The sequence below is a fragment of the Pedobacter ghigonis genome (assembly GCF_903166585.1).
GTDB lineage: Bacteria > Bacteroidota > Bacteroidia > Sphingobacteriales > Sphingobacteriaceae > Pedobacter > Pedobacter ghigonis.
The window spans coordinates 1-12,993 of record NZ_CAESCM010000019.1 but is presented as its reverse complement, the minus strand read 5'-3'; the positions used below and the strand labels follow the sequence as shown (position 1 = coordinate 12,993).

The 12,993-nt window shown below is 40.5% G+C and carries 14 protein-coding genes; 6 read left to right on the top strand and 8 right to left on the bottom strand.

Annotated elements, in window-relative coordinates:
• The first annotated feature begins 55 nt into the window (after positions 1-55).
• The 3 genes from HWV58_RS21465 to dnaA all read left to right on the top strand — a co-directional run bounded on the left by HWV58_RS21465 (position 56) and on the right by dnaA (position 4,302).
• A complete protein-coding gene (locus HWV58_RS21465; protein ID WP_175636064.1) occupies positions 56-586 on the top strand; it encodes a DUF7935 family protein in 531 nt (176 codons plus the stop codon).
• Between the two features lie 228 nt (positions 587-814).
• Positions 815-2,362 (top strand): acyl-CoA mutase large subunit family protein, encoded by a 1,548-nt coding sequence (locus tag HWV58_RS21460; RefSeq protein ID WP_175636063.1) that lies wholly within the window; start codon positions 815-817, stop codon positions 2,360-2,362.
• A gap of 509 nt (positions 2,363-2,871) precedes the next feature.
• Entirely contained in the window at positions 2,872-4,302 is a 1,431-nt protein-coding gene (dnaA, locus tag HWV58_RS21455; protein WP_025145530.1) for a chromosomal replication initiator protein DnaA, read from the top strand.
• A gap of 111 nt (positions 4,303-4,413) precedes the next feature.
• Here dnaA and HWV58_RS21450 read toward each other — a convergent pair whose 3' ends face one another.
• The 5 genes from HWV58_RS21450 to HWV58_RS21430 all read right to left on the bottom strand — a co-directional run bounded on the left by HWV58_RS21450 (position 4,414) and on the right by HWV58_RS21430 (position 7,449).
• Positions 4,414-4,962, bottom strand: a complete 549-nt coding sequence (locus HWV58_RS21450) for an NUDIX hydrolase (protein WP_175636062.1) — start codon at positions 4,960-4,962, stop codon at positions 4,414-4,416.
• 47 nt (positions 4,963-5,009) lie between these two features.
• A complete protein-coding gene (locus HWV58_RS21445; RefSeq protein ID WP_175636061.1) occupies positions 5,010-5,399 on the bottom strand; it encodes a hypothetical protein in 390 nt (129 codons plus the stop codon).
• A gap of 167 nt (positions 5,400-5,566) precedes the next feature.
• Positions 5,567-6,343, bottom strand: a complete 777-nt coding sequence (locus HWV58_RS21440) for a TPM domain-containing protein (protein ID WP_175636060.1) — start codon at positions 6,341-6,343, stop codon at positions 5,567-5,569.
• On the bottom strand, positions 6,343-6,786 hold the full coding sequence (locus HWV58_RS21435; protein ID WP_175636059.1) for a TPM domain-containing protein: 444 nt from the start codon (positions 6,784-6,786) through the stop codon (positions 6,343-6,345). Before HWV58_RS21435 ends, HWV58_RS21440 begins: the two co-directional genes overlap by 1 nt.
• Positions 6,787-6,867: 81 nt before the next feature.
• Positions 6,868-7,449, bottom strand: a complete 582-nt coding sequence (locus HWV58_RS21430) for a LemA family protein (protein WP_175636058.1) — start codon at positions 7,447-7,449, stop codon at positions 6,868-6,870.
• Positions 7,450-7,848: 399 nt separating this feature from the next.
• Between HWV58_RS21430 and HWV58_RS21425 the strand changes: the two genes are divergently transcribed.
• From HWV58_RS21425 to HWV58_RS21415, 3 genes are read left to right on the top strand one after another with little or no spacing between them, the layout of a single operon-like run.
• Positions 7,849-9,390 (top strand): NAD(P)/FAD-dependent oxidoreductase, encoded by a 1,542-nt coding sequence (locus HWV58_RS21425; protein ID WP_175636057.1) that lies wholly within the window; start codon positions 7,849-7,851, stop codon positions 9,388-9,390.
• 33 nt (positions 9,391-9,423) lie between these two features.
• Entirely contained in the window at positions 9,424-9,891 is a 468-nt protein-coding gene (locus HWV58_RS21420) for a DinB family protein (protein WP_175636056.1), read from the top strand.
• A 26-nt stretch (positions 9,892-9,917) separates the two neighbouring features.
• On the top strand, positions 9,918-10,277 hold the full coding sequence (locus HWV58_RS21415) for a CoA-binding protein (protein WP_175636055.1): 360 nt from the start codon (positions 9,918-9,920) through the stop codon (positions 10,275-10,277).
• On the opposite strand, the gene HWV58_RS21410 is transcribed toward HWV58_RS21415, so the two are convergent.
• The 3 genes from HWV58_RS21410 to HWV58_RS24335 form a co-directional block, all read right to left on the bottom strand.
• Positions 10,274-11,383 (bottom strand): acyloxyacyl hydrolase, encoded by a 1,110-nt coding sequence (locus HWV58_RS21410; RefSeq protein ID WP_175636054.1) that lies wholly within the window; start codon positions 11,381-11,383, stop codon positions 10,274-10,276. The two genes, HWV58_RS21415 and HWV58_RS21410, sit on opposite strands and share 4 nt — an antisense overlap.
• A gap of 82 nt (positions 11,384-11,465) precedes the next feature.
• The gene (locus tag HWV58_RS21405) at positions 11,466-12,431 is read right to left on the bottom strand and encodes a lipid A deacylase LpxR family protein (RefSeq protein WP_175636053.1); all 966 of its coding nucleotides are present in this window, start codon (positions 12,429-12,431) and stop codon (positions 11,466-11,468) included.
• Between the two features lie 320 nt (positions 12,432-12,751).
• The coding region (locus HWV58_RS24335) for a hypothetical protein (RefSeq protein ID WP_217707044.1) at positions 12,752-12,993 on the bottom strand (242 nt) is incomplete at its 5' end.

Here is a 12,993-nt window from a genome sequence, read left to right as displayed (position 1 = left end):
ATGCACATTTTTGCTTTTAACGGTCAGCTAATATTACCGTATTTAAACAATACTTATGAATACCCAACAGATTTTAATTGATGTAGTAATCTTATTTGCAGGCGTTTTTACTGCACTAATGGCTGTGTATTATATTTTAAAGGGCGATATTCAGCGTTTCTTTAACTTAAAAACTATTGAACTGAATAAAGAAACAAGAGCGCACCTATTACCGTTAAGATTACAGGCACACGAGCGGTTAATCATCTTTGTCGACCGGATTAACCCGGCAAATCTCCTGCTTCGCCTTCATCAGCAGGGTATAGATATGGCTACTTTGCAAGCGGGTATCTTAAGCGAAATCCGTGCAGAATACCAACACAACATTACCCAGCAGCTGTATGTAGATCCAGTAACCTGGGGTGTGGTACGTAAATTAAAGGATGATACCATTGGGATGATCAATAATGCCGTGCAAGGTTTACCGGCTGGTTCGAACGGAATTGAAGTTAGCAAGTCTATTTTGCAGCACATGGCTACTATCAATGAAAATCCTTACGATTTAACACTGGAGTTGATCAAGAAGGATATTAACCAATTGTTTTAAGCGGCAGTTAAGGTGGGTTAATTGGTTAATTGTTTAAATAGATCGCTTTACCGATAAAATCGGCACAAGCTAGCTCGCACTGGCAGTGCTTCGCAATGACGACTGTGAAATGGGTTCGCGTAAGATCCTTCGACTCCGCTCAGGATGACAACCGATCTGGATTTCGTAGACAGTTAATCCTATGCAGTTTGCAGTTACCAATGAACTAATGACTAATGAACCAAATATATGAGCACGAAGAAACATACCACTACATCAGGCATTGAAATAAAAGGGCTATACACTTCGGCCAGCCCCATGGAAGAGCAGCCGGGACAATATCCCTTTACCAGGGGCATACAGAAAGATATGTACCGTGGCCGCCTGTGGACCATGAGGCAGTATGCCGGTTTTTCTACTGCAGAGGAATCGAATAAGCGTTATCATTATTTATTGGCTCAGGGCACTACGGGATTATCGGTTGCATTCGATCTGCCTACACAGATTGGTTATGATTCTGATCATGAAATGGCTGATGGCGAAGTTGGAAAAGTAGGAGTGTCTATTGATTCGCTTCAGGATATCGAAATCCTGTTTGATGGAATTGAGCTAAAGGATATCACTACTTCGATGACCATTAATGCTACCGCTTCAATTCTACTGGCCATGTACATTGCACTGGCTAAAAAGCAGGGGGCAGATTTAAAACAGATTTCGGGAACCATACAGAACGATATTTTAAAAGAATACGCTGCCAGGGGAACCTATATTTATCCTCCCAAGCAGTCGATGCGCTTAATAACCGATATTTTTGAGTTTTGCAGTAAGGAAGTGCCTAAGTGGAATACCATTTCCATTTCCGGCTACCATATCCGCGAGGCGGGGTCGACAGCGGTGCAAGAGCTGGCTTTTACACTTGCCAACGGCAAAACCTATTTAAAAGCAGCTTTGAATAAAGGCTTAGATATTAATGTTTTTGCCAAAAGGCTGTCTTTCTTTTTTAACTGCCACAATAATTTTTTTGAGGAAATTGCAAAATTCAGGGCTGCACGCCGGATGTGGGCAAAAATCACCAAAGATTTGGGTGCTACCGATGAAAAGGCGCAGATGCTTAGGTTTCATACCCAAACCGGTGGTTCTACTTTAACGGCACAACAACCTTTAAATAATGTAATCAGGGTGAGTAATCAGGCTATGGCGGCGGTATTAGGCGGTACGCAATCGCTGCATACCAATGGTTACGATGAGGCTTTGTCGCTCCCTACAGAATCGGCTGCCAAAATTGCTTTGCGCACACAGCAGATTATTGCCTTTGAAAGCGGTGTAACCGATACAGTTGATCCGTTAGCTGGTTCCTTCTTTGTCGAAAACTTAACCGATGAAGTTGAGGCGGCCGCATGGGTGTATATCGACAGGATAGATGCGATGGGCGGTTCTGTTAATGCTATTGAGAGCGATTATATGCAAAATGAGATTGCAGATGCATCTTATCAGTATCAGAAAGAGATTGAAAGCGGCGAGCGGATTTCTGTAGGGGTGAATAAATTTACGCAGGAAGAAGAAGGCTTAACCGAGGTTTTTAATATCGACGATTCTATCCGGAAACTACAAACTGAAAAGCTGGAGCGCCTGAGGGCAACGCGCAATCAGGCAGAAGTAGATGAGGCATTGCGTGTATTAAAAGAAGCTGCCCAGGGCGACACCAATTTAATGCCTTTGATAATTGATGCTGTTGAAAAGTACGCTACCCTGGGCGAGATCGCCGATGTGCTGAGAGCTACCTTCGGAGTTCATTAAAATCGTTTTCAGCCATGTTAATAAGCAGCTGATCTGGTAGGTGATAGCAGCTTAGTTGCCGGGTGCAAAATGATCGGTTCGTTGTCGGATAATAGCTACAAAAAAAGTATTACAGCGTTTAATCAGCCGATGATACAAATCACTTCCTTAAACGACATATTATTTATACCCTGTACCTGTTTGATTATCAGTGTTTTCGGGTGCTGAATTGCATTTTGCTGCAAATTTGGGCTTAAAATGGCTTGGAATTTGCTTTTTAACGGTGATTTGAAATTAACCGGAGACAATCGCGTTAAATAATTGTAAATGTGGAAAACCAGTGTTAATAAATAGTTATTAACATAAAAAATTGAGGTTAAGCAGGCTACTTAATTCCTTATCAGAGGGTTACGATTTATTTGAAATTTTTGTTTAAAATGTTGATAATTTTCTCAATATTCGTAGTCCCGAAACGGACCATCCCTTTATATCGAATCGGAACTGAAAACCAATAAATTATAAAAATCGCAATGGAAAAAACTTGTACAGAAGTATGGAAGAACTGTCTCCAAATTATTAAGGATAACATCCCGAACCAAAGTTTCAAGACTTGGTTCGAGCCAATAACAGCCCTTAAATTGGAAGGCAAGGTTTTAACCATACAGGTGCCAAGTTTGTTCTTTTACGAATGGCTTGAAGAACATTATGTAGGCTTGCTACGCAAGACGGTAAAAAAACAACTTGGAGAGGATGGCAGGTTGGAATATAATATCGTTGTAGATAAATCATCAAACAGCGGTAATCCTTATACTACCAATATGCCCTCAAATGGAAATGGCGCGGAGGCAAAGGTACAATCGATGCCGATTCCGGTTTCCATTAATAAGGATATTAAAAATCCGTTTATTATCCCTGGATTAAAGAAATTAAATGTTGATCCACAATTAAATTCAAACTACACTTTCGAAAATTACATTGAGGGAGATTGCAACCGTTTGGCGCGTTCGGCAGGCTATGCTGTTGCGGCTAAACCAGGTGGTACATCTTTTAACCCTTTAATGATTTACGGTGGAGTAGGTTTGGGTAAAACCCACCTGGCGCAGGCAATCGGAAATGAGATTAAGCGCAGCATGCCGGATAAGCTGGTAATTTATGTGAGTTGCGAGAAATTTTGCCAGCAGTTTGTTGATTCATTAAAGAACAACACGATTAACGATTTCGTTAACTTTTATCAGGCAATGGATGTAATCATCATGGATGATGTGCACAACTTTGCCGGAAAGGAAAAAACTCAGGATATTTTCTTCCACATCTTTAACCACTTGCACCAATCGGGTAAACAGGTAATCTTAACATCTGATAAAGCGCCGAAAGATTTGGCTGGTTTGGAAGAGCGTTTATTAAGCCGTTTTAAATGGGGCTTATCTGCTGATTTGCAAATTCCTGATCTGGAAACGCGTATTGCGATTTTAAGAAAGAAAATGTATGCTGATGGTATTGAGTTACCAGGCGAGGTGGTTGAGTATGTAGCGCACAACATCGATAACAATGTGCGTGAGCTGGAGGGGGCTATGGTATCATTGCTGGCACAAGCTACCTTGAACAAAAAAGAAATCGATTTAGCCTTGGCAAAACAAATGCTGAAGAACTTTATCAAAAATACCTCGAAAGAAATTTCAATGGAATACATTCAGAAACTGGTTTGCGAGTATTTTGAAGTTCCGGTTGATATGGTTAAATCGCAAACACGTAAACGCGAAATTGTTCAGGCACGTCAGATTTCGATGTACCTATCTAAGAGCCATACCAAATCATCACTAAAAACAATTGGTGCTTTCTTTGGTGGCCGCGATCACAGTACCGTAATTTATGCTTGTCAAACAGTAGAAGATCTGATCGATACTGATAAAAAGTTTAAAGCATACGTACACGATATCCAGAAAAAACTAAAAATGAGCTAAGTTTCATACAAACTTATTGTTCAATAAAAAAGCAGCCAGATTTTAATCATCTGGCTGCTTTTTTACCTGTAATTTTTGAGATAGGAATAAGGGGCCTATCTCAGATTTTATTTAACCTTTAGCTATTTCTTCTAATCCATAAAACAAAGCTGCAACATGTAAGGCCTGCGCAATCTTGTTTTCTTTAATCAGCTGTTTTACTTCTTCAATGGTATATTCTTCAACATTTAAAATCTCGTGTTCATCTAAGTGTTGTTCGTGGGTTTTAACGCCTCCTGTTAAGAAATAGGTAAAAGTAATGTTATTAGCCGTAGCCGGATTAGGATAAAGCTCAGCGATTAATTTGCAGGTTTTAAAGCTATAACCGGTTTCTTCTAAAAGCTCGCGTTTTATGGCAAACTCCGGCGCTTCATCTCCATCAATTACACCGCCTGGTACTTCGAGCGAAACAATATCGGCTGCATGACGGTACTGACGTACCATAATTATTTTTCCTTCTTCGGTTAAAGCGATAGCGTTAACCCAGTTAGGGTATTCTAAAACGTAGTAATCGTCTTTGATAATACCATCGGGCAATTTAACCTCATCTACCCTTAAAGTAGCCCACTTTTCCTGTACTAAATATTTAGAGGCAATTTTCTGCCACTTTTCTATAATCATCTATTTTATATTAATTGAATTTCTGCCAAACTAAAAGCTACCGGCTCCTAACTGAGGTATTGTTGTATTGTTTTCTGACGGTGCAGGTTAACCAAATGTACAATCTTATGTTTATCTGATAAAAACTCATACACTAAATTTAATTTAGGTGCAATAATCGAATTCCTTTCGGCACTGATTCCTAATTCGTAATAAAGAAACTCGCTAAGCGAATCCAGCTTTTCGGGTGCAAGGTTACCTTCGTTAAGCCAGTTTTCAAAAGCTTTTAAGTCGTGGCTTTCCAAAACACCGAGCGGTAGCACGAAGCTTTTCTCCATCGTCTCATCAAAAAGCGACTGGGCTTCTTTAAACTTTCCTTCCAGTTTCAGACCCATAATACGGGCCAGTACTTCGGCTAGTTTTTGTATTTCTGCTGTAATTAAATCTTTTCTGTACATTTTTGTTGTAAGGTTATAAGCTGTTATAAAGCTTGTGTAACGTTCAACATTTAAGGAGTTCCTAACTTAGTTGTTGTAATGTTAAATCGGTTATAAGGTTCATGTAACGTTCAGCACTCAAAAAGTTCCAAGTATCGACTATCGAACCAATGAACAATTGAACTAACTTACCAGCTTCCGCTAGATCCACCACCACCAAAGCTTCCACCTCCAAATCCGCCGAAACCACCTCCGCCGCCTGAAGAGCCTCCGCCCCAGCCGCTATCCCCGCCACGGCCACCGCCGCCACTACCAAAAAGCATTGCCCAGAATAAAGCATTAGAAGCACCACGCCCGCCAATTACCTCGCTACCGCCGCCGCCACCTTTTCTCATAATGATCAGGATTACGATAACAATAATAATAACGATAATAATACTGCCGCCGCCACCGCTCTTTCTGTTTGCTACTTTAGGTTTATCGTTTTTGTATTCGCCTTTGGTATATTTAATGATAGAAGTAGTTGCTGCATCCAGTCCGGCATAATAATTTCCGGCCCTGAATTCGGGCTTAATGTCGTTGTCGATAATCCGTTTGGCATAAACATCGGGTAGGGCCCCTTCAACGCCGTAACCTGTTTGGATAGAGATTTTCCGATCGCCAACAGCCACAACAATCATAATACCGTTGTTTTTGCCACTTTGGCCAACACCCCATTTTCTGCCCAGGTTTACTGCATATTCATTAATGTCGTAATCGCCTACCGACTTTAGTATCGCTATAGCAATTTGTGTAGATGAAGAATCATCAAAAGCCACCAGCTTACTTTCAAGGGCCTGTTTCTGCTCGGCAGAGAGGACACCTGAATAATCGTTAACCAGTGTATTTGGTTTCTCCGGGAAATCCTGTGCAAATGCAAAGTTGAATAGTAAAGCCAGTAACGATAAAAGAAATATTTTTTTCATTACTTATTTTCTTGATGATCCATAAAAACAATGTCGTTCGGCAATTCATTAATATCGCCTTTTTGTGGAGGGAAAAATAAAGCCAGCTTTTCTCCGGCCAAAGTTACACCAGCGATAATGCCATCGGCTAAATTACCTTTGGCAAAATGGGCAGTCATGGCAATTTTGGTTGTTTCCCAAAAGTCATAAGGTACCAGCTGGTTAATCCCAACATCGCCTATAATGGCAAATTTATGGTGAACGTGTGCCAGATAAATCAATACGCCATTCCTTCTGGCGGTTTTATCCATATCCAGTTTAACAAAATATTCAATGGCTTTTTCGTATGGATCAGCCTCACAATATTTATCAATAGCAATCCTGATTTCTCCCGAAGTAGCTTTTTCAGCATCGGCAATGGCATTGGCTATTTTTTCTTGTTCAATATCCGAAAATAACGACATGTGCTTAATTTTGTGTGAAGTAAAAAGGGTAGTAAATGTTCAAATAAACATTTACTACCCTTAAATGTTATGGTTAAAAGATTAAAACTCTACTTTAGGTGCATCTTTTGCAGCAGCATCAGCTTCGAAATAACCTTTAGCTTTAAAACCGAACATTCCGGCAGTTAAATTGGTTGGAAACGATCTGATTTTGCCATTGTATTCCTGTACGGCATCGTTAAAATCTTTACGGGCAACCGTAATCCTGTTTTCTGTACTTTCTAACTGAGCAGATAAATCGCTAAACTGTTGGGTAGCCCTTAGCTCAGGGTAATTCTCTGTAATAGACAATAATTTACCCAAAGCCTGGCTTAACTGGCCTTGTGCAGCCTGGTATTTCTGAATGTTTTCTGGCGTTAGTTCATCCGCTTTAACCGTCATTTGCGTAGCTTTAGCACGTGCTTCAGTTACAGCGGTTAAGGTTCCCTGTTCAAATTTGGCTGCCCCTTTTACAGTTGCTACCAGATTCGGAATTAAATCTGCTCTCCGTTGATATTGGGTTTGTACTGTTCCCCATTTCGATTTTACGTTCTCATCGAGTTTAACCATGCTGTTATACCCACAAGAGCTTAAAGTGCTTACTGCAATAACTGCAGCTAAAATCCCAAATATTAATCTTTTCATTTTTATGGTTTTTGTGTTTTTAATCTAATTGATTTTGCTCAATTTACGAATTAGATATCAAATTGCATGCCTTTGTTACAGTTTCAATTTTTATCTGACAGGTTGGCAAATGCCTTCGCTGGCCACATTCAAAAAAAGATTTAGTTTTTTGTGCTAAAGAATATTCAACGGAAACCATTTTTAGTTTGGAGTGCAGGATTAACTACTTAAAACAGTAGCACGGAAAACCTGCAAAGTAGCAACAAAGAAAAACAATTTTACCCGCTAGTTACTGATGAAATACTGTAAATGCTTTCTGAAAAATGAGCGTTATGTAATCTGAGATAGTCTTCCAAAATCATCAAATGTGCTTTCAGATGCTTATCTTTGTATCGATTCGGGATAAAAACCTGACATGATATGCAAAAAGACATCGAAATTACTTTGCTCCCTAACCAGGTTGAGCAAACAGAAGTGATTAAGCAGAAACTTGCCGAGGCGCTAAAACTACCTGTATCGCGAATTAAGGGCCACGAAATATTAAAAAGATCCATTGATGCCCGTTCCCGTAAAGTAATTTTCAGGCTACAGGTAAGGGCCTTTGTTGATGAAGAAGCTATTCCCCAGGTTTATACCGTTAATTACCCCAATGTGGCATCGGCCAAACCCGTTATTATTATAGGTGCAGGGCCTGCAGGTTTGTTTGCAGCCTTACAATGCATCGAAAACGGATTAAAACCGATTATTGTAGAGCGTGGTAAAGATGTAAAACAGCGTCGCAGAGATTTGGCTGCCATTAATAAACAGGGGGTTGTAAATACCGAATCCAATTATTGTTATGGGGAGGGCGGTGCCGGAACTTATTCGGATGGTAAGTTATATACCCGTTCCAATAAGCGTGGCGATATTAATAAAGTGCTTCAGGTTTTTGTGAGCCATGGTGCCGAGCCTGATATTGCCATCGATGCCCGGCCGCATATTGGTACCAATAAATTACCACACATTATCACCGCTATCAAAGAAACCATTTTAAATGCAGGTGGTGAGGTGATGTTTGATAGTCAGATGACCGATATTTTAACCGAACATGGGGCGGTAAAAGGCATCGAGATTAATTTTCAGGATAAACTTTTTGCAGATCATGTTATTCTGGCAACCGGTCATTCGGCCAGAGATGTGTACGAATTGCTGAACAGGAAAAATATCCTGATCGAAGCAAAACCTTTCGCTTTGGGGGTTCGTATAGAACATCCGCAAGAAATTATCGATTCAGCCCAGTACCATTGCGATATCCGGTCAGAATTTTTACCGCCCGCTTATTACAGTTTGGTAGAGCAGGTAGGCAGTAGGGGAGTATTTTCTTTCTGCATGTGCCCGGGAGGTATTATTGCACCCTGTGCAACAGGCGAGAATGAAATTGTGGTAAACGGCTGGTCGCCATCAAAGCGGAACAACCCCTACGCTAATTCAGGTACCGTGGTGCAGGTTACTTTAAACGATGTTCAAGGTTACGATCCGCTGCGGATGCTTAATTTTCAATCCGAAATAGAAAAAGTGGCTTTCGAAGCCGGAGGTGGTAATCTGGTTGCGCCTGCGCAACGCATGGTCGATTTCGTAAATCGTAAATTATCGGTCGATCTACCTAAAAATTCTTATCTGCCAGGTACAAAAAGCGCTATGCTGGAGAATATTCTGCCAGATTTTGTGTCCGATAGTTTGCGCGCAGCACTGCCTTTATTCGGAAAAAAAATCAGGGGTTACTTTACTAATGAAGCTATTCTGGTAGGTGTAGAGAGCAGGACTTCTTCCCCGGTGCGTATTCCGAGAGATAAGGAAACCTATCAGCATCCACAGATAAAACGGCTTTATCCTTGTGCTGAGGGGGCTGGTTATGCCGGCGGAATTGTTTCGGCTGCTATTGATGGCATTAACTGTGCAAACGCGATATTGACGGTATCTTAACAAACTTTATACTGTACAGGTTGTTGTTTAATTATGTTTAATATTACGAACGAAGTTAGAAAAGCTTTTAACGGCGACGCCTGGCACGGCAATCATGTAATGCAAACCTTAAATAATGTAAATCCCGAAAGAGCGTTTAAGCATTTTATTGTGGGCGCGCATTCCATTGCCGAAATTGCCCTGCATTTAACCGCGTGGACAGAGGAGGTAACTTCGAGGCTAACCGGTAAACCAGCAGGAGAGCCAGAACGGGGCGATTGGCCTATGCCAGAAAGTAAAACACCTCAGGGCTGGGAACGGATCATCTTTAATTTTAAAGTGGCTAACGAAGAATTGATCCGCATTTGCGAGAATTTGAAAGCCAACCACTGGGAAGATGAAGTAAAAGACGAAAGGAATCCGGCTTTAGGAACAGGTGTAACCAATACTGAGCTTTTAAGTGGTTTGGCCCAACACCATGCTTACCATTCAGGTCAAATTGCATTACTTTCTAAATTCTAGGCATCTATTCTTTTAATTTATACGGTATGAATAAAACACTCATTATAGGCGCATCGCCAAATCCATCACGGTACTCGTATAAGGCAGCACATATGCTTAAGCGTTTCAACCATGATATTGTTAACGTAGGTATTAAGAACGGAGCAGTTGCCGGTGTTGAAATTGAAAAGCCTGGTCAGATCCATACCGATATTGATACCATCACCTTATATATAGGCCCTGCTTTGCAAGCGCAATACCACGACTATATCGTGGCCACCAAGCCTAAAAGGGTCATTTTTAATCCTGGTACAGAGAATGCCGAACTCGAAGAACTATTGATTAAGCACAATATTGAACCTGTTGAAGCCTGTACGCTGGTATTATTAAGCACCGGACAATATTAAAAACGGTACACTACACCCCAGTTTACATAATCGGCCTGTGCAAAGTGCATGTAGGTTTTGGCTTGTAAACCAATATGTTGAGTAATGTTAAAAGTAGGGCCAAATGTCCAGTACCAGGTTGCTTTTTCCATTAGCCTGTTGTAGTGAATATATTTTCCAATCTGGGCAGCTACAGTAACGCGCCATAAATTAATATCGGCACCGATACTCAAGCCGGTACGCCATCTGTCATAAGAAGTGCCATAATTTTGATAGGTTTCTCCATTACGATTTGGGTCATATACGGTAAAATAATAAACGGCATCAGCCCCGGCCTTTAGCGATATGATATCGTTTAAATAGAAATTATAGCCTGCATACAATCCGCTTTTATAAAGACTTTTGGTGTTATCGGCAAATACACCTCTTGCCCCCAAACCCGCACTAAGCTCAATGGAATTTCTTTGTAAAGTAGTATAAGTGCTTTTTCTTTCAGCAGTAAGTTGCTTAGGGTTGCTTAGTTTCAGTCCGATATATACATTTCCGGTATTTAATCCACCGTTTGGCACAGTAGCTCCACCGTTAGAAACGTGCAGGAAACCGAAGCCAGCCAGTAAATCAGCGTATTTGCCCAGGGGCAGTTCCATCCCCAGGTCTGCTTTAATGGTTTCGTTAACCGGACTGCCCAGGAATCTGTTTTTGGTGTTGTTAAAGTAGTATTTATTGGTGTAGCCCAAACCTACGCCTGGCGTAAAGTTAAATTTAGCTTTTCCTATTTTGAATAACTGGAAATCTAGCTGTAATACAGCACCATAAACCTGACCGAATGCATTGGCTGAAGTGTCTTTAGTTCCTTTGAGCTTACTTAAGTCTCTGAAAATAAAACCGATACCGTACGATTTGGCTCCGCTAAATCCAATCCATTTATCGCTGTTTTGGCTAATGTCCTTAAAATAGGCCGCGTCAAACCCTGTTATCTGGTCCTGAAACAAATGCCCCTGATCGTTATTTACATGTGTACCAAATATCGGTTTAATAATAATGGAGTGATTTTCTGGCGCTATTTGCGCTTTAGTAAAAGATAAACCTGTAAAAAGTAAGGCAAAAGAGAGTAAGTGTTTTTTCATCCTTATAAATTTATTTTCATTGTGATGAAGCTACCAGATTTATTCATCCCACTGTGGTTTGAAAAATCATAGTGGTTTCATATTAACTTTTACTAAAACGATAAGCAAGACTGTAAAAAGCATAACGATACCCTGTTGCGCTGTTTTTAACTTCGTTCGAAGTAAATGTGGCCGTGTAATTGGCTGTCCAACGGGCAATAGCAAAGGTTAAACCAACCTGTGTGGTAAAAACTATGGGTTTTGGTTTAAAAGTAACAGGGCCTTTGTTGTTTAAGAACAGGCCGCCCTGTAGGCTCGAATCGAAGGCTACCGCATGTAACTGAGGTGCAACCGAAAGGAAAAGTTCGTATTTCCGTTTAGCATTGCTTTTATTGTTATTGCTCACTAAGCTATTAAAAGCAGCCGAGCCATCCATTTCGTTAAATTTCCCTAACCTGAGTAGGACACCCACATTAGCTTTGGTTATTACATTGCCCACAGCGGCAGATGCAGTTCCGGTAATATCAAATATTTCATTGGGAGTAGCCATCAGGCGTTTGTTGTACTCTATGCCCAGATTTAAGGTTGGTTCGCTGTTTAATGCATATTCCCAGCCTTCAATTTGGTTCTGGCCAACCAGTTTATGAAAAGCCTTTTGAAACTCTTCTCCCAGGGCATCTTTACCTGTGAGCCCTGCCTGTGCTGTAACCTTTAACATTTGTTTGTTTTCGTAAAACCGGCTGTAATTGGCCTCGCCATATAAATACGCTGTAAATGGCCGGTCGTGCAGTGCAGGGTTTGGCACAAAGCTATAATAAGGGTTGTATATTTTCTGACCGAGTTCAAAACCGACTACCTCTTTGCTTTTTCCTGGTTTTAGGTTTGCACCATTTAAAGCATGCCTGTATTTAATAAAGAAGCCATTGGTATAATAACGGTCGCTGGTAATATCTATATAAGCATCGTTTTCCGAAATAACTACCAGCTCATTTTTATAATTTTGGGCATAACCAAACTTTGCAACGAAAATAAAGAGTAAAGGCAAATATATTTTAAGCGTTGATTTCATTAATAATAAGGATCATATAATAAAGCGGTAAAAGTATTAATTATTGTTCAATATCCCGATAATTATGCCATTCACTAATGATACTTAGCTTTTATTAGCAAAGCTTGTTCCTTCTCCATGGGTTCTTTTAGCACCTTTTTTTGATGCAATTGCTGTAAATGATGTAACCTCATGGCACCAAAAAAGCAAAAACCGCCTTAAAACCTTAATTCTCTTAACTGCTTAATGATGAAAAAAGCCTATAATCGTGGCAATGGCTTTGCGTGCTCTGCGCCTTTCTTCGTGCCCTTTGTGGTTAAAAAGCACCTTGCAAAGCCAGCCTAACAAGCTAAAGCGCCAATTGTTTGGTTCCCCGCAACATTATTTCCTGCTGTAAACCAATTATTTAGCCGAATTCCCTCAAAAAAACCTTCAAATCCATTTGTGGGTGTTGTGATTTTTCCTACCTTTGCAACCCGCTCGGAAGGAGAGGGAGTTAATTGAAAAGCGTACAATAGAGGGGATAGGGCAGGATTTATTTTAAAATAAAGCTTGCAGGAAGGAAAAAGATTGTTACCTTTGC